General features: G+C 63.8%; 21 protein-coding genes. 13 read left to right on the top strand and 8 right to left on the bottom strand.

The annotated features are described in order from the left end of the window. The first annotated feature begins 187 nt into the window (after positions 1-187). Positions 188-1,792 (top strand): malate synthase A, encoded by a 1,605-nt coding sequence (gene aceB / locus PGC08_RS02230; protein WP_069599347.1) that lies wholly within the window; start codon positions 188-190, stop codon positions 1,790-1,792. Between the two features lie 101 nt (positions 1,793-1,893). Here aceB and PGC08_RS02235 read toward each other — a convergent pair whose 3' ends face one another. Beyond that, complete coding sequence (locus tag PGC08_RS02235; RefSeq protein WP_271709417.1) at positions 1,894-2,490, bottom strand: mycothiol transferase; 597 nt, start codon at positions 2,488-2,490, stop codon at positions 1,894-1,896. 88 nt (positions 2,491-2,578) lie between these two features. Here PGC08_RS02235 and PGC08_RS02240 point away from each other — a divergent pair, with 88 nt between their 5' ends. Beyond that, positions 2,579-3,577, top strand: coding sequence for a helix-turn-helix transcriptional regulator (locus PGC08_RS02240; RefSeq protein WP_271709418.1), 999 nt, complete (start codon positions 2,579-2,581; stop codon positions 3,575-3,577). 116 nt (positions 3,578-3,693) lie between these two features. Beyond that, entirely contained in the window at positions 3,694-4,083 is a 390-nt protein-coding gene (locus tag PGC08_RS02245) for a universal stress protein (RefSeq protein ID WP_009883440.1), read from the top strand. A 33-nt stretch (positions 4,084-4,116) separates the two neighbouring features. On the opposite strand, the gene PGC08_RS02250 is transcribed toward PGC08_RS02245, so the two are convergent. Further along, on the bottom strand, positions 4,117-7,086 hold the full coding sequence (locus tag PGC08_RS02250) for an FAD-binding and (Fe-S)-binding domain-containing protein (protein ID WP_271709419.1): 2,970 nt from the start codon (positions 7,084-7,086) through the stop codon (positions 4,117-4,119). Between the two features lie 355 nt (positions 7,087-7,441). Between PGC08_RS02250 and PGC08_RS02255 the strand changes: the two genes are divergently transcribed. The 6 genes from PGC08_RS02255 to PGC08_RS02280 all read left to right on the top strand — a co-directional run bounded on the left by PGC08_RS02255 (position 7,442) and on the right by PGC08_RS02280 (position 13,096). Continuing rightward, positions 7,442-7,597 (top strand): hypothetical protein, encoded by a 156-nt coding sequence (locus PGC08_RS02255; protein WP_271710093.1) that lies wholly within the window; start codon positions 7,442-7,444, stop codon positions 7,595-7,597. Between the two features lie 445 nt (positions 7,598-8,042). Further along, on the top strand, positions 8,043-9,008 hold the full coding sequence (locus tag PGC08_RS02260; RefSeq protein WP_271709420.1) for an inositol monophosphatase family protein: 966 nt from the start codon (positions 8,043-8,045) through the stop codon (positions 9,006-9,008). A gap of 160 nt (positions 9,009-9,168) precedes the next feature. Next, positions 9,169-10,161, top strand: coding sequence for a siderophore ABC transporter substrate-binding protein (locus PGC08_RS02265; RefSeq protein WP_271709421.1), 993 nt, complete (start codon positions 9,169-9,171; stop codon positions 10,159-10,161). A gap of 30 nt (positions 10,162-10,191) precedes the next feature. After that, entirely contained in the window at positions 10,192-11,253 is a 1,062-nt protein-coding gene (locus PGC08_RS02270) for an ABC transporter permease (RefSeq protein ID WP_271709422.1), read from the top strand. Between the two features lie 8 nt (positions 11,254-11,261). After that, a complete protein-coding gene (locus PGC08_RS02275) occupies positions 11,262-12,344 on the top strand; it encodes an iron chelate uptake ABC transporter family permease subunit (protein ID WP_271709423.1) in 1,083 nt (360 codons plus the stop codon). After that, positions 12,341-13,096 (top strand): iron ABC transporter ATP-binding protein, encoded by a 756-nt coding sequence (locus tag PGC08_RS02280; RefSeq protein WP_271709424.1) that lies wholly within the window; start codon positions 12,341-12,343, stop codon positions 13,094-13,096. The genes PGC08_RS02275 and PGC08_RS02280 overlap by 4 nt, the downstream gene beginning before the upstream one ends. 12 nt (positions 13,097-13,108) lie before the next feature. On the opposite strand, the gene PGC08_RS02285 is transcribed toward PGC08_RS02280, so the two are convergent. Then, entirely contained in the window at positions 13,109-13,600 is a 492-nt protein-coding gene (locus PGC08_RS02285) for a hypothetical protein (RefSeq protein WP_271709425.1), read from the bottom strand. Positions 13,601-13,727: 127 nt separating this feature from the next. Here PGC08_RS02285 and PGC08_RS02290 point away from each other — a divergent pair, with 127 nt between their 5' ends. Both PGC08_RS02290 and PGC08_RS02295 read left to right on the top strand, forming a co-directional pair. Then, positions 13,728-15,677 carry an amidohydrolase gene (locus PGC08_RS02290; RefSeq protein WP_164513923.1) on the top strand — a complete coding sequence of 650 codons (1,950 nt, stop codon included), beginning with the start codon at positions 13,728-13,730 and terminating at the stop codon, positions 15,675-15,677. Between the two features lie 76 nt (positions 15,678-15,753). Beyond that, on the top strand, positions 15,754-17,088 hold the full coding sequence (locus tag PGC08_RS02295; protein WP_271709426.1) for an acyltransferase family protein: 1,335 nt from the start codon (positions 15,754-15,756) through the stop codon (positions 17,086-17,088). Between the two features lie 109 nt (positions 17,089-17,197). Here the strand turns inward: PGC08_RS02295 and fabG are convergent, their stop codons facing one another. The 3 genes from fabG to PGC08_RS02310 all read right to left on the bottom strand — a co-directional run bounded on the left by fabG (position 17,198) and on the right by PGC08_RS02310 (position 20,513). Beyond that, a complete protein-coding gene (fabG, locus tag PGC08_RS02300) occupies positions 17,198-17,995 on the bottom strand; it encodes a 3-oxoacyl-ACP reductase FabG (RefSeq protein ID WP_271709427.1) in 798 nt (265 codons plus the stop codon). A gap of 51 nt (positions 17,996-18,046) precedes the next feature. Further along, the gene (locus PGC08_RS02305; protein WP_271709428.1) at positions 18,047-19,210 is read right to left on the bottom strand and encodes an acyl-CoA dehydrogenase family protein; all 1,164 of its coding nucleotides are present in this window, start codon (positions 19,208-19,210) and stop codon (positions 18,047-18,049) included. Between the two features lie 73 nt (positions 19,211-19,283). After that, complete coding sequence (locus tag PGC08_RS02310; RefSeq protein ID WP_083248629.1) at positions 19,284-20,513, bottom strand: CaiB/BaiF CoA transferase family protein; 1,230 nt, start codon at positions 20,511-20,513, stop codon at positions 19,284-19,286. Positions 20,514-20,698: 185 nt separating this feature from the next. Between PGC08_RS02310 and PGC08_RS02315 the strand changes: the two genes are divergently transcribed. Then, a complete protein-coding gene (locus PGC08_RS02315; protein ID WP_271709429.1) occupies positions 20,699-21,598 on the top strand; it encodes a LysR family transcriptional regulator in 900 nt (299 codons plus the stop codon). Between the two features lie 28 nt (positions 21,599-21,626). Here the strand turns inward: PGC08_RS02315 and PGC08_RS02320 are convergent, their stop codons facing one another. Further along, complete coding sequence (locus tag PGC08_RS02320) at positions 21,627-22,448, bottom strand: phosphotransferase family protein (RefSeq protein ID WP_271709430.1); 822 nt, start codon at positions 22,446-22,448, stop codon at positions 21,627-21,629. Beyond that, positions 22,441-22,938: a DUF1990 domain-containing protein gene (locus tag PGC08_RS02325; RefSeq protein WP_235349772.1), complete on the bottom strand. Its 498-nt coding sequence runs from the start codon at positions 22,936-22,938 to the stop codon at positions 22,441-22,443. The genes PGC08_RS02320 and PGC08_RS02325 overlap by 8 nt, the downstream gene beginning before the upstream one ends. A gap of 162 nt (positions 22,939-23,100) precedes the next feature. Between PGC08_RS02325 and PGC08_RS02330 the strand changes: the two genes are divergently transcribed. Beyond that, complete coding sequence (locus tag PGC08_RS02330) at positions 23,101-23,895, top strand: SDR family oxidoreductase (protein ID WP_235349771.1); 795 nt, start codon at positions 23,101-23,103, stop codon at positions 23,893-23,895. Positions 23,896-23,910 lie beyond the last annotated feature (15 nt).

Here is a 23,910-nt window from a genome sequence, read left to right on the forward strand (position 1 = left end):
TTCACGGGGTTTGCACTGTTGATCCGCGCCGGCACACCGGTCATCTCAACACCAACCACAACCTCGGCGACACAAGCAGCACCACCGAAGCACCGCACCACCGAAGTACCGCACCACCGAAGTACCGAAGCACCGCCATCGCACCACACATCAGCAGCACACATTCCGACGGGTGAGGAGAAGCCCCATGTCTCACATCAAAATCAACGCCCCCATCGAACCAGGCTTCGACACAATCCTCTCGGAGTCCGCCCTCAACTTCATCGCGGCACTCCACGATCGCTTCAGCGACCGTTTGGGCAAGCTGCTCGGTGTCCGTGGACGTCAGGCGCAGAGCATCCGGAACGGCACGTTCCCGAGGTTCACCCCCGACACCGCAGGAATCCGGGCCGACACCACCTGGAAGGTCGCCGGCTCGACCGGAGCTCCCGGTCTCGAAGACCGCCGCGTTGAGCTGACCGGCCCCGTCTCCGAACCCGAAGTGATTGCGGCACTGAACTCCCGTGCGAAGGTCTGGCTCGCCGACCTCGAAGACGCGACCAGCCCGACCTGGGCCAACATCATCGGCGGACAGCTCAACCTGTTCAACGCCATCCGCGGCAATCTGCCCGGCGTGAACAACCGCCAGCAGCCCACCATCGGACTGCGCCCCCGCGGCTGGCACCTGCCCGAGAAGCACCTGCTCCATGTTGACGGCCAGGGCAGGGAGACAGAGACCTCGGGCGCCATGGTCGACTTCGGTCTCTACTTCTTCCACAACGCACGCCGACTCGTCGACAGCGGCTCGGGACCCTACTTCTACCTGCCGAAGCTCGAATCCTTCCGCGAAGCACGCCTGTGGAACGAGATCTTCGTCTTCGCTCAGGACTACATGGGTCTGCCGCAGGGAACCATCCGAGCCACGGCACACATCGAGACGATCACCGCTGTGTTCCAGATGGAAGAGATCCTGTGGGAGCTGCGCGACCACTGTGCAGGACTCAACGCGGCCGGCTGGGACTACCTGTTCTCGCTGGTGAAGAACTTCCGCAACTCCCCGGAGTGGGTGCTGCCGGATCGTGAGCACCTGACCATGGGACTGCCGCTGCTGCAGGCATTCGCCGACCGTCTCGTCTCAACCTGCCACCGTCGCGGAGCACACGCGATCGGCACCATGAGCAACCTCATGACCACGCACCCGGACAAGGAATTCGTGGCCTCAGAGATGGTGAAGATGCGCGAAGACAAGGCTCGCGAAGCCTCACGCGGCTTCGACGGCACCTGGGTGGCCGAGCCGGGACTCGTCGATGACGCGCTTGAGGTCTTCGACGCAGCACTCGGCGACAAGCCCAACCAGCTCGACAACCGCCGCGTCGATGCCCACGCCTGCGCCGAGCACATGCTCGACGTGTCGGGACTGGACAAGACGGTCACCGAGGAAGGCGTTCGCCTCAACATCCGCGTGGCCATCGGCTACATGAACGAATGGTTGGGCGGCAACGGCAACGTTGCCCTCGAGAACCTGCTCGAGGACGCCTCGACCGCAGAGATCTCGCGGTCCCAGATCTGGCAGTGGATCCGACACTCGGTGACCTTGGACAACGGCAAGCAGCTGACCCGCGACCTGGTCGAGCGCTACATGGGCGAGGAGCTCGCAGTCATCGAGCGCCACCCCGCCGACCACTACACCGAAGCGGTTGAGATCTTCCGCAAGAGCGCACTGGGTGAGGACTTCCCCGAATTCCTCACGATGCCCGCCTACTCCGACCACCTGGTCGACAGGGTGTCGAAGGGCACGGTGTTCGCGGCCTGATCTGAACTCACCGACTACCCGGATGTCGGACAACAGCCACTCGACAGGCTGCGGTCCGACATCCGGGTTTCTCTGTTCTGGCTCAGCTCGAGCGGAAGAGCTCAGCTCCACTCAGCGGGAGGCCACGGCTGGCCGTTGGCCTGGGCATTGAGCTGGCAGGAGATCGCCCCATCGATGGACTCGCGGATGATGTCGGCATGCCCGGCATGACGAGCGATCTCCGTGGTGAGATGGCACAGGATCCACCGGACATTCATGACGAAGTCCTTGGGCATCCAGGGATTGCCCGGCATCGGAACCACGGTGCCCAGATCGGTTCCATTGACTGCGACAGCCTGACGAGCCAACTCGATTTCGGCGATGCTCTTCTCAAAAATCACCACCACCTCGGCGATGTCGAGGTCGGGAACCGCTGAACCATCGAACATTCCATCGAGTCCGAGCCCGTCGTTGATCGTCGGATACTCCTCTTCATCGATGTATCGCTCGGGCTCCTTCACCTGCAGCAGCCACCCGTTGAGGACCTGCGCCGCATGGGCCAGCAGACCCGCGATGCTCAACGGGCTCGTGGTCGGAGTGCTGCGAGCCTGTTCATCGGTGAGGTCGAGGGCCGTGAGCTTGAGCTGCGTGCACTGCTGCTCGAGGTAGGTGAACAGCGCGTCGGCTTCGGTCGTGACTGATGGGGCGAAGAATGCCATGAGAACTCCTGATCGTGTGTCGTCGATCCGGTCATCCCCGGATCATTGATACCAGTGTCTCCAGCAATGCGGACATATAATGTCCGCTATGACCGTTGAATCTCGCCTGCTCTCCCTCTTGGGGATGCTCGCCGCGGGACGGACCTACACCGCGGGTGAGCTGGGCGCACACTTCGGTGTCACCCCACGCTCGGTTCGTCGCGATATCGCGAGCCTGCGGGAACTCGGCTATGTCATCGAATCCCTCCCCGGAGCGACCGGCGGATACCGCGCCCACTCGCGCACAGTCCTGCCTCCACTGCAGCTGCAGACCGGTGAAGCGCTGGCCACGGCCGTCGGTCTGTCCCTGCTCAACGGAGCCGGGCTGAGCACGACTGATGCGGAGTCGGCCACCGCGAAGCTGCGCACAATCCTGCCTCCGGTCATGCGCAAGACGATCGGAGACATCAGCACGGCGGTGTCCGTCCTCCCTGGTCACGAACCCGGAGTCGACATGACAGCGGTGATGACGACCACCTCGGCGATCGCGTCGAGAAACGTCCTCACGTTCGCCCATGAGAAACGACGCCCCACCAGATCAGAGACGAGATCCGAGACGACGCAGCGCCGCGTGGAGCCGGTGCGCATGGTCGTCCTCGGCGGGCACTGGTACCTATACGCCTGGGATCTCACCCGCAGTGACTGGCGGGTCTTCCGCCTCGACCGGATGAGTGAGATCCACGAAACGACGTTCGCCTTCGTTCCCAGGGACCATCCCGACGCCGAGGTGGCCGTGAGTTCCGCTGTCACCACCGATGCGTACCGCCACACGGTGATCCTGGACGTGGACGCCACCGTGGCCGAGACCAAGGCGTGGTTTCCGACGCGGACCGCGACGATCACGAAGTCCGGCGATGGTGCCCGCGTCGAATTCGGGGTCGAGGACCTGGCGTGGGCGGCCGTGATCACGGCCGCGACTCCCGTGGATTTCCGGGTCATCGAGCCACCGGAACTGCTCGGTGCGCTGCGTGAACTGGGACAGCGGGCGGCCCAGGTGAGCAGAACCGGCAGCACGGAAATGGTGGCAGCCGAACGGAGCGAGCAGTGATGTGCGCCCGGATTCGAAGCACAGCCGGTCTCGGGGTGCGGCGGCGGTGACCGGGGGATGTCCTGTGGATGATACGGGAATGAACGAATCAGGCCCGAGCCAATATACTTCTTAATATGACGATTCTCATTGGCTATCTTCCTGCTCCTGAGGGTGAGGCGGCTCTGCGCGCGGGCTTCGCAGAGGCCAAACTTCGGTCGAGCAATGCTGTCGTGATCAACTCCCAACGACGCGGAGCCAGTGGAACCCCAACCGAGATCGACCAAGACGTCATCGACCGCATCGTCTCTCTGGGCAAGGATTCAGACGTCGAGGTTGAGGTGCTCCAGCCTGATCACGAGGACGACCTGCCGGGAACGCTCAACGAACTCGTCGAAGAGCACGACGCTCAGCTCATCGTCATCGGACTGCGCAAACGCTCTGCGATCGGCAAGTTCATCCTCGGCTCACAGGCACAGCGGATCCTGCTCGAGGCAGAGGTCCCGGTCCTCACCGCTAAGGCCTGAGCTCAGCCACTCGAGACGAAAAATCTCGTCGGACTAGCGGGTGGGTTCGAGACCCCAACCCCAGGCGAGCAGCTCCGGCAGTGACACACCCTGGGCATTGCTGAGGTCGGCGATCTGCGTGCGGCAGGAATATCCATCGGCGAGAACGACCCGAGTCCGGTCACCATCGCCGGCAACGACTCCCGTCCCCGCAGCTCCACCGGCCCCGACCGCATTCGGGATCCGGTCACGCAGCGCCTCCTGCTCGCGCAGCGCCGGCAGCAGAGCCACCTCGGCCACGGCGACCGAGGTCTCATAGTGGCCCTCTTCGACGCCGAAGTTTCCGGCCAGGCCGCAGCACCCGCCCAGGAACTTCGAGGCAGCACCGGTCCTGGCCAGGAGTTCCTTGTCTGCAGCGTTGCCGAAGATCGCCGACTGATGACAATGCGGCTGCACGAGAGCCTCGACCCCATCCAGGTGCGGGAGTTCGGCGCCGATGCTGAGCAGGTATTGAGCGAAGGTCTGCACCCGTGCCGCGACCCGGGCCGCGGCTTCATCGGCCAAGAGCTTCTGTGAATCGTCCTTCAGGGTCGCCAGGCATGAGGGTTCGACCCCGATGATCGGCACATCTCCGGTCGCATCGAGTGCACTGATCGTTTCCCCCAGGTTCGCCTTCGCCGCGTCGAGCTGCCCGGTTGAGATCAGCGGTAGGCCACAGCACACGGTCTGGTCGATCACACGCACGGTGACGCCTGCACGCTCGAGCACGGCCACGGCGGCAGCGAGGATGCGAGGAGCGAAATGATTCGACCACGAATCGGCGAACAGAACGACTTCGCGTGTCTTCATCCCGGCCCTCACCTCGGCGGGGGTGGAGCCTGAGGTCTTCCACCACTTTCGGAAGGTCGTGGCCGCGAACTGGGGGATGGACCTGCGGACATCGATCCCGGACATCTTCTTGGCCACGCTTGTGAGCCCAGGCAGCCCTGAGACGCGGTTGATCACGGGCGCCAAGGGAGTGATGGCGCGTGCCAGCTGCGGGAGGAACCCGAGCGAGTAGTGCTTTATCGGGCGCAGCCTGCCCTTGTACGACTGGTAGAGGACCTCGGCCTTATAGGTGGACATGTCCGTCCCCGTCGGGCACTCGGTGCCGCAGGCCTTGCAGGACAGGCAGAGATCAAGGGCGTCGGCGACCTCGGGGGACTGCCAGGAGGAATCGAGGAGATCCCCGGACACCATCTCCTGCAGCACCCTGGCGCGACCACGGGTGGAATGGCGTTCATCGCGGGTGGCCTGGTAGGACGGGCACATGACGCCACCGCTGTGAGCGGAATCGGCGCGGCATTTGCCGACACCGGTGCACCGATGCACGGCCGAGGCGAACCCAGCGGACTCACCCTCGTAGCTCATCGCCAAACTGCCGGGCAGCTCCTCCCGCAGCGGCAGCTGGGTCAGTCGCAGCGACTCGGTCAGCGCATCGGGATCGACGATGACACCCGGATTGAGCAGATACTGCGGGTCGAAGAGCTCCTTGACCTCCTTGAACAGATCGAGCACCGCCGGCGGATAGACGAGACGCAGCAGCTCGGACCGAGCCCGACCATCCCCATGCTCACCGGAGACGGACCCGCCGTAGCGGGCCACAAGCTTCGTCGCAGCGACCATGAACGTCCGCATCACCTCCGGACCGTCGGGATCTTCGAGCGGGAAGTCCACCCGCATGTGCAGGCACCCGTCACCGAAGTGGCCGTAGGGAATGCCCCACAGCCCGTGCTCGGTGAGCAGGTCCATGAGATCACGCAGGTAATCGCCGAGGTTGTCGACCGGAACCGCGGAATCCTCCCACCCGGCGTGGGCGTCACGACCATCGGGTGTCCGCGACACGAGTCCGGCGCCGTCGGCACGGATTGCCCACACCTCGGCGGCGGCCTGGGCACCGAGCACCGCAGAGTCCAAGGCAGCAGACTCACGGATCAGCCGTTTCGTCTCATCCACCAGCTCAGCTTCGTCCTCGCCGGTGAGCTCGACCACGAGCCAGCCAGCACCCTCGGGCAGACGTGGGACAGCCTCGGCGCCCTTGGTGTCGATGACCCGATCGAGCATGCGCTTGTCTAGGCCCTCGCAGGCCGCGACCGGGAAACCCTTGAGCAGGGGAGCGTCGTGCGCGGCTGCGACCATGTCCTCATAACCGAGCACCACCGCCGCGGTGTGGGCTGGGTCCTTGACCAGACGCATCTTCGCGGCGAGGACGATGCCCCAGGTGCCTTCGGACCCGGCGAAGGCTCGACGCAGGTCGAAGTCGTTCTCCGGCAGCAGGGATTCGAGTCCGTATCCGGAGACCTGACGAGAGAAGGTGCCCAGGTTCGTCCGGATGGTGCCCAGCTGCCCGGCAACGAGCTCGTGCAGGCGCGGGAACGTCTCTGAGGCGTCGGTGTCGTCGAGCGTGACGACGGTGCCGTCGACGAGCATGACGACCAGGGCGAGGATGTTGTCGCCGGTGCGACCGTAGCCCAGCGCACGTGGTCCGCAGGCGTTGTTGCCGATCATTCCGCCGATCGTGCAGCGGGTGTGGGTGGAGGGGTCAGGGCCGAAGCGCAGTCCGTGGGGTCGCGCCTGCGCCTGCAGGTGGGCGTGGATGCATCCGGCTTGGACCCAGGCCGACTGTGCAGTGGGGTCGAGTGAGATGACCTCATTCATATGGCGGGAGAAGTCGAGGATGATGCCTGTGCCGATCGCGTTGCCGGCGATTGAGGTGCCGGCTCCGCGGCTGGTGATGGGAACACCCAGCCGACGTGCGATCGCCAGGGTGGATGAGACGTCTGCTTCGTCGTGCGGGAACACGATGGCCCGCGGGACCAGGCGGAACAGGGACGCATCCGAGGTGTAGGCGGCACGGTCGGTGCCATCGACGCTGAAGTCACGGACGCCCGCCGTCCCCAATTCGGTCGAGAGAACATCGGCGAGGGACATCTCTGTCTCCGCAGATGTTCGAAGTCCACCAGTGCTCTGCGCCGAAGTCGTCATGTTCGCATTGTGCCACTTCGCGTATTTCCCATGTACTCCCAAGCTCAGCGTGGGACAGCGGCGACTCTGCACGGAGCTAGTCGCCGCTCAAGTGAAAACGGGCCGGAATGTTATTGAACTGTTATAAAAATATGCCGGAAGAGTGACTTCTCTTCTATAAATCAAGAATTATTGGATTATTGTCATATGCGTGGTATTTAATAGAACTACATCATTAGCTGGCATCGAGCCAGAGTCGTAAGTAAGGGAAGAAACCATGTCGCGTCGCGCTCGTGAACTAACAGTTGACCAGACAGCCTTAGTTGGTGCAGTTCGGAAGGTTTCTCGCCAGCGAGCAAAAATCAACACTGATTACGTGATGGCGATTCTTCGGGCCCGTGAAGAGGGGGCAACCTTCGGTTCAATCGCCGAGGCGGCAGGCACCTCATCGCAGGCGGTGCAGGAGATTGTGCGTCGGCATGGGCAGGTCCAGCGCCCCGACACCGCAGAATCTGCTCCGACCCCCGCATAATAAGGCCGGCAGGGTGCCCGCGAAGCACTCGAACGCTGCAGTTCGACCGAGGTGGGCAATGCGACCTGCGCATCACAGCGAAGTGATCGGCGCGGGCGCCCACCTCGGGTGTTGAGCGGAGGCCGAAGTCATTCGTTTCATCACTATTTGATAACAAGAGTTCTTTATTGTGGAAATCATGTGAAAACCGTGCATGTGCCATTAACGCAACGATTGACCTGAGGTAATGAAGGCGCCTTCTGACCACGATCGTTTGTGATCGAAAAGTTTGCTCTCGGATCATCGATTTCAGTTCCCGGCAGTGAGGCTCAAGTGGCGGAATTCCTCAGAGTCGATCGACCTCAGCAGGGTGCTTGAGCGGCTTAGATACAAGAAGTACACACTCGCATCTGTATTGCAGTGTTGTTACACGCGAGTGTTCACGACGGCCGACTAGAGTTGCACCATGAGCTCCGAGACCAGCCTTGTGCACAGTGATGTCAGTGAACTTCCCCTGATCCGGATCGCCTCGGATCTGGCCACGATGGCCTGGGAGCAGATGGTGGCCTGGCGCAGTTCCCTCGGCGCGCAGCTTGACGCCTCGGTGGTGGACACGAAGACCTCACCCAATGACCTCGTGACTCTCGCAGATGCGCAGATCGAATCACTGGTCCGCGGCTACCTGGCGAAGGTTCGACCCGCTGACGTCATGGTCGGCGAAGAGGGTGCCCCAGCGCTGGACCCCACCGGCTTCTTCGACACACAGCTTCTGAGCCGACTCAACTGCTTTGATCCTGGCAGCAATGACCTGCTCGACATGAGCGATGGCGGTCAGCCCCTGGAATGGCACGTTGATCCCATCGACGGCACCGTCAACTACGTGCGCAACATCGAGCACTATGCGTTCTCCGTCGGTGTCTGCGAGGCAGGCGAAGACCATGGGCGGGGACTGGGCGAGGAGGGATGGCTCATCGGACTCGTGGCATCCCCGGGGCTGAATGCCACCTGGCTAGGTGCGAAGGGGCGGGGCGCCTATCGCGTCGAGGGGCAGCTGTCCAGGTTCCGAGGGGCGACACCAGCCATCCCGGCTCGACGGCTGCACGGCACGCCGGCCGGGCTCTCGGGCAGACTGTTGGCAACCGGCTTCGCCTATACCGGGGACAATCGTGGTCCGCAGCTGGCAAAGCTGCTGACCCTCATGGACGGCTACGACGATATCCGCCGCTGCGGTTCGGCAGCCATTGACCTGTGCATGCTCGCAGAAGGCAAGGTCAACAGCTATGCCGAACGAGGCCTAGGAATCTATGACTATGCCGGCGGCGGAGTCATTGCCGCCGAGGCCGGCGCCTTTGTGCACCGCGGTGGATCCGGTGGCCCGACCGCCGCCGCAGAATCCGAGCAGGAAGCGCGACGACTCATCGCCTCGATCTGACAGGCCCCTATCTGACAGGTCGATACGGCTGACTACTTCCGCCGTGAATGTGAGATGAATAATGTTAGATTACTGTCACGTATTGTGTGAAGCTTAGGCTAAGCTAATTCACGGTTCGTGTTCATCTGACATCAATGACTTTTGCAGGAAGTAGATCACTATGGGTTCGCCTCGCCTTCGTTACACCGCCTTGGCCGGTGTGGTTGCACTCGCTCTGACCGGCTGCGGCCAAGCAGCCGCCGATGACACCGGCTCCGACGCCAAGGCCGGCAGCACCATCGACATCGAGGACAACAACGGAGCGCAGAGCGTAGCCAGCCCTCCTGCTTCTGTGGTGGCCACAGACAACCGCACCTTCGAGACTCTCGACGCCTGGGGCATCGAACTCAGCGCCGGTGCTGTCGCCTTGATGTCTGAGGACCTCAGCTACACGAAGGACGATTCGGTCCTCGACCTCGGTTCGCATCGCGAGCCTGACCTTGAGAAGATCGTCGAGGCCAAGCCGGACCTCATCATCAATGGTCAGCGGTTCGCGCAGTTCCATGACGATCTCGCGAAGTTGGCTCCCGACGCTACGGTGCTCGAACTCGACCCCCGCGACGGCGAGGACTTCGGCTCCGAACTCAAGCGCCAGACGACCACTCTGGGAGAGGTCTTCGGCAAACAGGACGAAGCGCAGAAGATCATCGACGACTATGACGCCTCGGTGAAACGAGCCAAGGCCGCCTATGACAGCAATGACAGCGCCATGGGCCTCATCACCTCGGCGGGTGACATCGGCTACGCCGCTCCTTCGGTCGGACGAACCGTCGGGCCGGTCTTCGACATCCTCGGCCTCGACCCGGCGCTCGAGGTCGAGGCGAGCAGCGAAGATCATCAAGGAGATGACATCTCGGTCGAAGCGATTGCCGATTCGAAGCCCGACCTCATGGTCGTTCTTGACCGTGACGCCTCATTCGCACCCGAGGAGCGCGATGAAGGATCGGCGCCCGCAGCCGAGGTGCTGGAGAAGTCCGAAGCGCTCAAGGACGTGCCCGCAGTCGAAGACGACAAAATCGTCTACTTCCCGCAGGACACCTACCTCAATGAAGGCATCCAGACCTATACCGAATTCTTCAACTCCTTCGCGGACAAGCTCGAAGAGCAGAAGTAATACTGATCGACCGCGACTGAGATCGAGAGAATGACGAGTACACGCAACGGCTCTGCCGATCACACGGCCGCCCCCAGCTCGGGGGCGGCCGGTTTCGCGGCACCCGAGGCCACCTCGGCGAGGAAGAATTCTGCCGAGACGAAGAGCCCGCTGCTGAGCTGGAAGCTGGCAGTGGGCATCATCGGTGTCCTGCTCCTCCTCGTCCTCTCTCTATTCACCGGCGTCTACGACATCTTCGGCGGTGACGGGGGAGCCGAGATGTTCCAGATCACCCGTGTTCCGCGCACCATCGCCCTCGTCCTCTCCGGCGCGGCCATGGCCATGTGCGGGCTGGTCATGCAGCTGCTGACGCAGAACCGGTTCGTCGAACCGACGACGACCGGAACCACGGAATGGGCCGGGCTGGGCCTCATGCTCACCGTCATCGTCTACCCGGACGCGTCGATCCTGGCACGGATGATCGGGGCCATCATCGCCGCCTTCATCGGCACGCTGGTCTTCTTCCTCTTCCTGCGCCGCGTCTCGCTCAAGTCGTCTCTGATCGTGCCCATCATCGGCATCATGCTCGGCGCAGTGGTCGGAGCGATCTCGACCTTCGTCGCCGTCCAGACCGATATGCTCCAGAGCCTGGGCATCTGGTTCGCCGGCAGCTTCACCTCCATCCTGCGCGGCCAGTACGAGATCCTGTGGGTCGTCGTCATCGTCGTCATCGCGGTCTTCATCGCCGCCGACCGCTTCACCGTTGCCGGTTTGGGCAAAGAGGTCGCGATGAACGTCGGGCTCAACTACAACCAGGTCATCCTCATCGGCACCATCCTCGTGGCCATCGCCACTGGTGTGGTCACGGTGGTGGTCGGAAGCCTGCCGTTCCTCGGCCTCATCGTCCCCAACATCGTGTCGATGATCCGCGGCGATGACCTGCGCAGCAACCTGCCCTGGGTCTGCCTGCTGGGTATTGCCATCGTCACGATCTGCGACCTCATCGGACGAGTCATCATCATGCCCTTCGAACTGCCCGTCTCCGTCATCCTCGGAATCGTCGGTGCCGCAGTATTCGTCGGACTCCTCCTGCGACAGCGAAAGCGGGGCTGAGGCACACCATGAGCGCAGACACGACCGAGTCCACAGCGTCCACGACCACCTCGGCGACGATTCACTCGAAGCGGGACTCAGGACCACCTCGGCGATCGTCGGGGTCCTTGGCCACGTCGAAGGCCAAGCGGCGGTACTGGTCGATCATGGCCGGGGTCATCGTCGCCTCGTTGGCTATCGCGTTCGGCCTTCTGGCCTGGGACAACCCGATGCCGATCACCGACGAAGGCTTCTGGCTCATCGCGCAGATGCGGATGAAGAACCTCGTCGTCATCGCAATCGTCGCCCTGTGCCAAGCCTTTGCGACCGTGGCCTTCCAGACGGTGACGAACAACCGGATCATCACGCCCTCGATCATGGGCTTCGAATCCCTCTACGTCGCCATCCAGACCGGGGCCATGTACTTCTTCGGAGTCACCGCAATCGTCGACCTCAAGGGCCTGGTGCCCTTCACCGTGCAGCTGCTGCTCATGGTCGGACTCTCACTCGCGCTCTACGGCTGGCTGCTCTCGGGCAAATACGGCAACATCGCGATCATGCTGCTCATCGGCGTCGTCATCGGCGGCGGCCTCGGATCGATCGCGACCTTCATGCAGCGGACCCTGACACCCAGCGAATTCGACGTGCTCGCTGCCCGACTCTTCGGCTCGGTCTCGAACTCAGACTCCAGCTACCTGCCGGTCTCCATCCCGCTGTGCCTGTTGGCATGCGCTGCGATCTACATGATGTCCTCGCGGCTCAACGTCCTGGCCCTCGGGCGGGACACGACCAGCAACCTGGGACTCAACCACAAATTCGAGATGATCAAGGTCCTCTTCTTCGTCTCGATCCTCATGGCCGTGTCCGTATCGATGATCGGACCGATGATCTTCCTCGGCTTCCTCGTCGCGATGCTCGCCTACCAATTCTCCGACACCTACGACCACAAGTACGTGCTGCCGATGGCGGGCCTCCTCGGGTTCGTCGTCCTGGGCGGGGCGTACTTCATCATGAAGAACCTGTTCTACGCCGAGGGCGTCGTCTCCATCATCATCGAGGTCATCGGCGGCGGCGCATTCCTCTTCGTCATCATGAGAAAGGGACGCCTGTGATCACGCTGCGCGATGTCCGCAAGTCCTACAGCAACGACGTCGAGATCGGTCCCATCGATCTGCAGATCCCTGCCGGGGGAGTCACCGCGCTGGTCGGGCCCAACGGCGCCGGGAAGTCAACGCTGCTGACGATGATCGGCCGCCTGCTGGGCATCGACGAGGGGGCGATCGAGGTCGCCGGCTATGACGTGTCCTCGACGAAGTCGAAGGACCTGGCGAAGATCGTGTCCATCCTGCGCCAGGAGAACCACTTCATCACCCGGCTCACAATCCGCCAGCTCGTCGGCTTCGGCCGTTTCCCCTATTCCAAGGGTCGCCTGACGGCCGCCGATGAGGAGATCATCTCCCAGGCCATCGACTTCCTCGAGCTCAACGACCTCGAGGACCGGTTCATCGACGAACTCTCCGGCGGACAGCGGCAGCGTGCCTATGTGGCCATGGTGCTGGCCCAGGACACCGACTACGTTCTGCTGGACGAACCGCTGAACAACCTCGACATGAAGCACTCGGTGCAGATGATGCAGCACCTGCGTCGGGCCGCCACGCAGATGGGTCGGACCATCGTCATCGTCCTCCACGACATCAACTTCGCCGGACACTACGCCGACCACATCTGCGCAGTGAAGACCGGCAGCGTCGTCGAGTTCGGAACGCCCGAGGAGATCATGACCGCCGAGGTGCTTTCGCGCGTCTTCGACACCCCGGTCGAGGTCATCGACGGCCCGCGCGGCCGGCTGGCTGTTTACTACTGAAGCGCTGTCGACCTATGAGTGCGGGTTGTCGACGGCAGGCCGGACCCACACCCAGCGGCGAGCCGCCACGATGAGCATGGTGACGAGGCCGAGGATGAGGATCCCGTCGGCGGCGATGTAGAACAGGTGCAAGCTCGACCCGCCGTCGTCGACACCGGCGAGGACAGCATCGGTGCGGTTGTTGAGCAGGGGGCGGATGACGGTGACCTTGATGATGAGGACGGCGATCATGCCGCAGGCCAACCACCGGTACAACCGGCCCACATGGTCCTTGAGCACCGACCACAGCATGATCACCGCGATGCCGATCTCCACCCAGTTCATGGCCGTGAAGACCAGTCGGCCGATGCCCAGGCCCAACGGGATCGTGATGCCCGGGGCGGTGAACTTCAGCGGCGCCTCGATCAGCGAGATGCCGATGATGAGACCGAGCCAGATGGCGGGAAGTATGACGCGGGCACCAGCGGAGAGCCGGGTGTCCTGAGAGCTGAAAACATTGGCCATGCCCCGAATTCTACTCCCGGTAGAAAGTGTGCGTTGCGGAAGTGCGGCACCAGGGCCGGCGGGGCGGGAAAGAACTGCCGTGCACACCTGCCGGGAAGAGCACTCCCTGCGCTCTAGACTGGTGCTCATGCGTCTGTTCTCCAACGCCGTCGTGCGAAGTTTTGACCCCGCCGCCCCCGACACCACCTCGGCGGTCGCACCCGACTCGATCCTCGTCAACGGCGAGAAGATCGTGGCCGTGGGCACCAGGGCTGAACTGCTCGACATCGCCGCCACAGAATCCTCGACAACGGCAGCGCTCGCCTCGGCGGGCGGAATCGGTGCCACCACGGTGATTCCAGGCCTCGAGATCGAAGAGATCGACTGCGCCGGCCAGGTCATCCTGCCCGGCCTCGTCGACGCCCACATGCACTCCGTCCACTACGCGGACTCCCTGACCGACCTTGATCTTTCCAACGTCCGATCCCTCGCCGAGGCGGTCGAGGCCATCCGTGAACGCGCCAGTCAGATGCCCTTCGGTGAATGGGTGGTCGGGTCCGGGTGGGACCTCAATAAGTGGGATGACCCGCGATACCCCGATCGGCAACTGCTCGACCAGGCCGTGCCCGACCATCCCGTGGCGATGTGGTCGGTCGATCTGCACACGCTTTGGACGAACGCCCATGGACTCGAGATCGCCGGCATCGATGACCTCACTGCAGATCCGTTCGGCGGGGAGTTCGTGCGCGACGACGAGGGATGGCTGACCGGACTGGTCCGCGAAGACGCCACCGACCTGGTGGCCCGCTACATTCCCGAACCCACGCGTGAGGAACAGGTCGAACGACTCGACCGCACCCAGAAGCTGTTCCTGTCCCAGGGACTGACCGGGATCCATGACTTCGACTCCATCGCCTCGACCCTGGGCTGGTATGACCTGCGCGAAGCCGACCAGCAGCACATTCGAGTCACGAAATACCTGCGCGGACCCGAGGTGCCCTGGGCGATCGAAACCGGATGGCACACCGGCGACGGCGATGACTGGCTGCACCGAGGCGGGCTGAAGCTCTTCTCCGACGGAGCCCTGGGCTCGCACACCAGCCACATGTCCTCACCGTTCCCCGACCCGAACGCACACGATGACGCACACGACAGCGAGCGGGACGTCGAAGCCGAGCAGGACGCCGAAGCAGTGGAGACGACGGACCGTGAGCGGGACGACGCATCCGGGGACCTCGGTGTCTCCGCAGAAGCATCCGAGCAGGAGTACTACACATACCCCGGATCACTGCCCGAAGAGGCACTGAGCACCGAGGCGGTCGACGCCAACTACGGGATCGCCCAGATGTCAGAGGACGACCTCTTCGACAACGCCAGGCTCGCCACCGAGGCCGGCATCTCGGTGGCCATCCACGCCATCGGCGACCAGGCCAACCACCACGTGCTCAACGTCTTCGAACGCCTCCGCGAAACCACGAAAGACGCCGAGGAGCGCTTCGAGCGACCCCTGCGTCACCGGGTCGAACACGCCCAGTTCATCCAACCGGACGATGTCGCCCGATTCGCCGAACTCGACGTCATCGCCTCCATGCAGCCACGCCACTGCATCTCTGATCTGCACCTGCTCCACCTCATCGACGAATCGGCCCAGCTCGCCGCCTACGCCTGGCCCGACCTGCTGAGCGCGGGAGCGCATGTGGCCTTCGGCTCCGACGGTCCGGTCGAACCAGCCAATCCCTTCGCCGCGATCTATGCGGCGATGACCAGGGCCAACATCTCCGGAGATACGACGACGAGCTTCCAACCTCGGCGGCGGCTCTCTGCCACGGAAGCCATTCGGCAGCACACCTTCGGCCCCGCGTACGCGGCAGGACTCGATGATCGCCGAGGTTATCTGGCACCGGGCATGGACGCTGACTTCATCGTCGTCGACACCGACCCCTGCACCGCCGAGGGTCTGACGGAGCTGACCACGCTCGACCACGACGGGCTGCTCGGCTATGAGTCCGAGGAAGCGCTCTTCGCCCACGCCGAGGCGATCCGTGACACCACGGTCGCACTGACCGTGGTCGGCGGCCAGGTGAAGTACCAGGCCTGACCTGCCGCGCACCCGCCGACCGTTGCGTTGCGACGGCCCACCCCTCATCTCGTCCTGCCGATAAGGATCCTTACGCATGCCTCGTTCGTTCATGGCTCAGGCACAGAAGATCGATGCCGCCACCCCCGCTTCCCGCAACCGCGAGGTCGACTTCCTCCGTGCTGCTGCGATCACCGTCGTCGTGCTGGGACACTGGACGATCATCGCGGTCAGCTCCACCGGAGGCATCGAACCGCATGGACTCCTCGATGAAGCCCGCTGGACTCACCCGCTGACATGGGTGTTCCAGGTGATGCCGATCTTCTTCCTCGTGGGCGGCTACTCCAACGCACTGTCCTGGCGTTCGGCCAGGAGGAATAACACCGGCTACGCCGAATGGCTGCGGGCTCGCCTGCGCCGTTTGGGACTGCCGCTGATCCCACTGCTGCTCGTCTGGCTGGTCACCTGCATCATCGCCCTGAGCGCCGGCGCCGAGCCGGCCGCGGTGCAGTTGGCTTCACAGATGGCGCTGGTGCCCACTTGGTTCCTGGCCGCCTACCTGCTCGTCGCCATCGTCGCCCCACCCTGCCTGATGCTGTGGGAGAAGTGGGGTTGGTGGTCGATCATCCTCGGCATCGCCGCGGCCGGAATCATCGACCTCATCAGCATCACCACTGGCAGCATCCTGGCCGGCTACCCCAACTATCTCCTCGTCTGGGCCAGCTTCCACCAGTTCGGCTACGCGTGGCTTGATGGCAGACTCTCGAGCCTGAAACGCTGCCTGCTGCTCTTCGCCATCGGTGCGATCGGGCTCGGACTCCTCGTCGGCTTCGGCCCCTACCCGGTCTCGATGATCACCGCCGGTACCGATGCGATCTCCAACTCGGCCCCGACCCGGGTGACCATGGCGTTCCTCGGAATGGCACAGGCAGGAATCGTGCTCATGCTGCAACGCCCGCTGGCGGCACTGCTGCGCAGCCCCGGACTGTGGATGCTCACCGTGCTGGTGAACCAGCGGATCATGACCTGGTTCCTGTGGCATCTCACCGCGCTGACGGCACTGGCCCAAGTGCTCCTGGCACTCGACGCCGAGGCACTTCTGCCCACCCCGCTGACCGGTGTGTGGTGGCTGACCCGTCCGCTGTGGTGCCTGGGGCTGCTCGCGATCACCGGCCTCCTCGTGGTGATCTTCGGCCGGTTCGAGACACCGCAGTCTGATGATCGCCCAGCACCGAAAATTTGGATGCCGATCCTCGCCGCCGCATCGATCTGTGCGGGACTGGCGATCATGGCAGACGTGGGAATGGTCGACGCCAACGGTGTGACCTGGATCTGGCCGCTGCTGCCGTTGGCGGGCATGCTCGTCTTCGGTGTCGTCCGTCTCCCACGCTCATTCGCCCGCCGAGCACGCTCATCCGCCCGCCGAGGTTGACTCCGCACAGCGAAGAGCCGACCCCGCACAGCGAAGAGCCGACGTCCTCGCTGGGACGCCGGCTCACCTCGGCGAAGGTGCCTGATGTGGGGATCAGGCGGCCCGCCTGTCAGATGTGGCGACCGCCGGAGATCTCGGTGACGGTGCCGGTGAGGTAGCTGGAGAGGCCGGAGGCCAGGAACAGCACTACCGAGGCGACCTCTTCGGGCTCACCGGGACGGCCCAGGGGGATCTCGGCGAGCTTCGAGTCGATGGCGTGCTGGGGCATGGCCGCGGTCATCGCGGTGTTGATGAAACCGGGCTGGATCGCATTGATGCGGATGCCCTTGAACGCGACCTCCTTGGCCACGGCCTTGGTCATGCCGACGATGCCGGCCTTCGCTGCCGAGTAGTTCGACTGTCCGAGCATGCCGACCTTGCCGCTGATGGAGGAGACGTTGACGATCGCGCCGCCGCGGTCCTGTTCGCGCATGAGACCGGTGGCGACCTTGAGCCCGTTCCAGGTTCCGCGCAGGTGGACGGAGATGACGTCGTCGAACTCCTTCTCGGTCATCTTCCGGATCGTCGCATCGCGGGTGATTCCGGCGTTGTTGACCCAGATGTCGACGCCGCCGAAGGTCTGTGTGGCCGCCTCGGCGAGTTTCTCAACGTTGTCCAGTGAGGCCACATTGCACACGACTCCGGCGGCAGATTCTGCGCCGCCGAGTTCGGCAACGGCTGCCTGCAGGCTCTCCTCGTTCATGTCGCCGAGGACGACCTTTGCCCCGGAGTTCACGAGGCTGCGGGCCATGGCCAGGCCGAGTCCCTGCGCGCCGCCGGTGACGACGGCGACCTTGCCGGTGAGCAGTCCGGGGATCTCGGAGATGCCCTGGGTGGTGGAGGCGGTGGTGGCTGGTGCGTCGGTCATCAGGTCCTTCTTTCCTTGCATGAGGATGTGTCTTCTCAGCGTGTAGACGAGTTACAGGTTGAACTGTGGTTTGTGGGCGCCCTTGAGCAGCTGTCGGGCAACGACGACGCGCTGGACTTCCGAGGTGCCCTCATAGATGCGGAAGAGACGAGCGTGACGGTAGAAGCGCTCGACGGCGGACTCGCGCATGTAGCCCGTTCCGCCCTGGATCTGGACACCCTTATCGGCGATGCGGCCCAGTGCTTCGGAGGCGAAGAGCTTCGCAGAACTGGGGCCAAGCTTCCGATCCTCCTCGGCATCCCAACGTTTCGCAGCCGCGAGCACCAGGGCCTTGGCGGCGGCCACCTCGGTATAGATATCGGCGAGCATCGCCTGGACCAGCTGGAACCGAGCGATGGGCTCTCCGCCCTGTTTCGCCTCGGCGGCGTAGGTCACGGACTCATCGAGAATGCGCGTGGCCTGGCCCACGCAGATCGCGGCGATGTGCAGACGGCCCTTGTTCAGTGAGGCCATCGCGGCGTAGAAGCCCTTCTCCTCCTCTCCGCCGATGAGGTTGGCGGCGGGAATGCGGACGTCGTCGAAGAAGATCTCCGAGGTCCAGGCTCCTGCCTGCCCCATCTTGTTGTCATGAGTTCCGACGGTGACGCCGGCAGTTTTCGTCGGGACGAGGAAGACCGAGATGCCCTTCGAGCCCTTTGCGTTCGGGTCGGTGCGGGCGAAGACCATGAGGACATCGGAGGACTCGGCGTTGGTGATGAAGCGCTTGCTGCCGTTGATGACGTAATCCTCGCCCTCGCGCACGGCTCTGGTGCGCATGCCCGAGGGGTCGGAGCCGGCTTCGGATTCGGTCAGGGCGAACGAGGCGACGACATCGCCGGAGGTCAGCTTCGGCAGCCACTGACTCTTCTGCTCGTCGGTGCCGTAGTTGACGAGGACTTGGCCGGCGATTCCATTGTTCGTGCCGAACACGGAACGAAACGCCGGAGTGGTGTAGCCGAGTTCCATGGCCAGCTGGGCATCCTGCTCGGCATTCATTCCCAAGCCGCCGTACTCCTCAGGCAGCGCCCAGCCGAAGAGCCCCATTTCGGCGGATTCCTTGATGATCGTCTCCGGGATGGCGTCGTTGGCCTCGATGTCGAGTTCGATGGGCACGACCTTCTCGCGGACGAATTCGCGGACGATCGAGAGGACGTCGTCGAGTTCCGAGGTATCCATTCTTCGTTCTCCTTGTGGTTGAGGTGATGTCTGTGTGGTCGCCGAGGTGGCTGCCGGGTTTCGCCGAGGTGGTCTAGAGGCTGTCGAGCCAGGCTCGGACCCGATCGGAGTCGGCCCCTAGTTCTGGCGGGGCGAGGTCGTAGGAGACCTCGGACTTCGACAGGGTGATCGGATTGCGGATCGTGGGGATGACGCGCTCGCCGCCGCCGGTGTCGACGATGGGTTCGAGGCCGAGGTCCTTTGCGCGTTCGACTCCCTGGGCGATGGAGTTGATCGGTGCGCAGGGCAGGCCGACGGCAGTGAGTTTCTCGAACCACTTCTGAGCCGTGTGGGCTTGGAGGGCCTCGAGAAGTTCGGGTTCGAGCTGGTCGCGATTGGCGTTGCGGGTCTTGGCCTTGGCGAAGCGTTCGTCCTCGGCGAGGTCCGGCCGTCCCAATGCGGTGGCGAGCTTGGCGAACTGACCGTCATTGGCTGCAGCCACGATGAGTTCGCCGTCCTTGGTCGCCATCGGCTGGTAGGGGTAGAGACTCGGGTGGGCGTTGCCCATGCGGGTCGGCGTCACACCCGCCGCTGCGTAGGCGCCCGACTGGTTGGCTAGGCCGGACATCGCTGAGGACATGAGATTGGTCTGGACCAGCTGGCCCTCGCCGGTGAGGTTCTTGTGCTGGATCGCGGCCATGATGCCTATCGTCGTGTGCAGGCCGGTGATGACGTCGAAGATCGCGACACCGGCGCGGAAGGGCGAGCCATCCGGGTCGCCGGTGACGCTCATGAATCCGGACATCGCCTGGACGAGCAGGTCGTAGCCGGGCAGGGCATTGTGGGCGCCGAAACCGGTGACCGAGGCGTAGATGACCTCGGCATTGGTCTCTGACACCGAGTCGTAGTCGAGGCCGAACTTCTTCAGCCCACCGGGTTTGAAGTTCTCAACGATGATGTCGGCCCGGGCGGCGAGCTTCTGGGCCACGGCGAGGTCATCAGCGTCAGAGAAGTCGAGGACGATGTCGTATTTGTTGCGGTTGATCGACAGATAGTAGGTGGCATCGTCATCGCGGACCGGGGGTGCCCAGTGCCTCGTGTCGTCGCCACTCGGGCCCTCGACCTTGATGACGGTGGCGCCGAGGTCGGCGAGCATCATCGTCGAATACGGGCCAGCGAGGACTCGAGAGAAGTCGACGACGAGCTGACCGCTCAAGGGACCATTGCCGGTGCGGGGGAGGAAGCCGGCGATGGACTCGGCCCGATTGCTTGCGGTCTTACCCTGATCCGCTGGTGCCTGGCTCGCGGCTGACTCGCCATTCATCGATGAACGCTCCCGGTGATTCTGCTCGTCTCTGAAGTTCTTCAAAGTGTTTCACCCCACAATATAGCAAAGTGAGTCATAATGAGAAGTGATTGTTATCGCAATGATAATTAAGTAGGCAGCGTGGCAACAGTTGCAGTGACTGGTGCAGCCGACGTGGACGTAGGGGAACAGGGGAGCCAGACATGATGGAGATTCAGCAGGTGCGTGCCTTTCTCGCCGTCGCCGAGGAACTGCACTTCGGCCGGGCCGCCGAGCGCCTGGGTGTGCTTCAGCCCCCGCTGAGCCGCACGATCAGGGCTCTCGAGGACGACCTCGGCGTCACCCTGTTCCAACGCACCACCCGGAATGTGAAGCTCTCGCCCGCAGGTGAGGCGCTGGTTGAGCCGGCGCGGAAGATGATCGAATTCCAGAGCCTCGCGGTCGACTCCGTACAGCGAGCGGCAACGGGGGAGACTGGACGCATCAGCTTCGGTTTCGCCCGGTCCTCCTCGCGGACCTTAGCCGCCAGCCTGGTGACGGCCTCGCGGAGACAGAATCCCGGAATCGTCTTCAGCCTCGAATCCAATGTCTTCGCCGAGGAGGGCCTGGCCCGACTTATCGACGGAACCCTTGACCTCGCGCTGGTGAGATGGGGCAAGCAGCCACCGGAAGTGACAGGGCGACCGGTAATGGTCGAGCGTCTGTGCGCGGCCCTGCCCGAGGGTCATCGCCTGGCTGGCCACTCGGCCCTCCGCGTCGAGGACCTTGCCGACGAAGACTTCATCACCCTGCCGGAACACCCCAGCTCGACCCTGCGAGAGAACACGATGCGACTGTGCCGCGATGCCGGCTTCTCGCCTCGTTTGGTCCAGGCTGCCCCGGACTCGCAGACGATCGGGGCCCTCGTCGCCTCGGGCCTGGGCATCTCGATCACCTTCGACTCGGTTTCGGCGAATACGCGTGAGGCCGGCACGGTTGCCGTGCCCCTCGACATTCCGCAGGACCCCTCAACGCTGTACCTGGCGCACCGGACCGAGCATGGCAAGACCGCCCTGGCTGCGGTGCTCGCCCTCGCCGAGGAGGTCCTGCCGAGCGTGGGGTGAGCGACTCCGGACGTGCTCGCCCCGCCGATTACAACTTCGCGTTCCAGGCATCGAGGCGCTCGCGCAGCAACTCGGCAGTGATGTCGGTCCGTCCGATCCCGAGATAGTTCGGCAGCCAGGTCTCGACGCGGTCGTGTGCTCGAGCTGCGGCTTGCACATCCCAAGCGTTGATATCGCTGATCGGGCGGCCCAGGAGTCGTTCATACTCGGCAAGAAAGAGTTCAGCGGCCTCGGGGGAGCCGAGGAGGACGAGATCTTGTCGGCACCAGGCGACGTCGACACCGCGTGGGCCGCATTTGGCGCCTGACCAGTCGACCACTCCGGTGAGGCGCTCGCCCTCCCAGAGTGCATTTCCGCACCAGAAATCTGAGTGGGTGAGCACGGCCTCGTTCATGTCCAGGCGGTCCCATTCCCGTTGGGCTCGCTTGATGATCGGAGCATGCCCACGAGGAGGTTCTGCTGGAGTCGGTCGCAGTCCGGTGCCATCGATTTCGTGAATGTGCACGAGGGCAGCCGCCATTTCCGTGGCCATCGTCATCGGCGAGAGGTCAGGAAGCGGCGTACTGCCGGCAATGCGTGAGGTGACGATGACGGGATTGTCGAGTTCGGTGCTGGCCGCGACCAGATGAGGGACCCAGACGCCAAGTGCGGATAGTCTCTCTAAGATTTCGGCTTCCCGGACCGCCGCATCGTGGTGTGCAGGAAAGGCTCGAACCACAAGTTCGCTCTCACCGTCTGTAGTGAGGATGGTGGTCGCGTGCTGACCGCCGGTGAACTCTTCAAGGAAAGTCAGCTCTCGCCCCAGCAGTGATGAGGCCGATCTCATCGCGCGCAGTTGGGCTTCAGTCATGATCGCTACGCGGCCGCGGGGCGAGCATCCGTTTCAGCCCAGCGGCGTATCGCCGGGCCATCATTCGCTGCGCTGCAACGGACATCGGCGCGGCGGCTTTCAACAGCCGGTGCCCGGGAACGGATTCCGAAGTGATGGAGACGCCGAGGCGACCGTCCGAACCGACGGAGACGAGGAACGTCTGCTCACCCGACTCCAGATGCCCGGGCAGGGTGCGGTAGATGAAGCCGGCCCGGGCCTTCTCATCGATGACCTCGAGAACGATGCATGATCCCACCGGCAGCACCAGATCCCGGCCGCGCCACCGCCTCGGCGCCGAGGGCCAGACTGGATTGAGCCACAGGTCGATGACCTGGCCAGGATGCACGCGGCGCGAAGGGCGAGCGATGACTCCGGCCGATTCCTGCAGCGTCCAGGTGAGGATCGCTTCGCGTGCGCGGGGCAGCAGGTGCGCCTCGCCGAGGTCGAGATGATGCTCCAGATGGTTCACTCCTCCATTGTCTCCTCATCCGCGGGTGCGACCTTCCCCGAGCCCGCCCCGCTCTCCTTGTCTTCGGCCGCAGTCGTGCATACGATGTGATCGGGTCACTGAACGAACGCTCGCTTCACCGCGAGGGCCGCTCGCCGTCTACAGGAACATTGGAGTTCACCTATGTCAGATCGCACCGAAACCTCTCCCCAGTCAGGCCGCCGATTCACCGGCCAGGTCGCCCTCGTCACCGGCGCCAGCCGTGGAATCGGACTCGGCATCGCCCAGCGGCTGCAGGCCGAAGGGGCGACGGTCATCCTCACCGCCCGCAAGCCCGAGGCCCTCGCCGAGGCGGTCGCGCAGTTCCCAGAAGGCACTGCCCTGGCCATCGCGGGGAAGTCTGATGACCCGGCGCACCGGGCGGAGGTCTACGACACGATCGCCGAGAAGTTCGGTCGACTCGACGTGCTCGTCACGAACGTGGGCATCAACCCGGTCTACGGACCGCTCATCGACCTCGATCTCGATGCTGCTCGTAAGATCCTCGACGTCAACGTCCTCGGCACACTTGCCTGGGTCCAGGGCGCCGTCCACCACGAGAAGCTGGGCTTCCGCGAGAACAAGGGCCGGGTCGTGAGCATCTCCTCGGTGGCCGGTCAGGTGCCCAGCCCCGGAATCTCCTTCTACGGCATCTCAAAGGCCGCAGTCTCGCACCTGACGAAGTCGCTGGCAGTCGAACTCGGACCCGACATCCGTGTCAATGCTGTCGCTCCTGCCGTGGTGAAGACGAACTTCGCCACCGCGCTCTACGAAGGCAGGGAAGAGGAAGTCGCCTCCAGCTACCCCGCCAAACGGCTCGGCACTCCCGAGGACATCGCCGCTGCAGTGGCCTACCTGGCTTCTTCCGACGCGGAATGGATCACCGCGCAGGTGCTCACCGCCGACGGAGGAGTCATCACCGCTGGCGGAAAGGCCTGAGCCTTCCCCTGGGCA

The organism is Brevibacterium sp. BDJS002 (assembly GCF_028201555.1).
Lineage (GTDB): Bacteria > Actinomycetota > Actinomycetes > Actinomycetales > Brevibacteriaceae > Brevibacterium > Brevibacterium aurantiacum.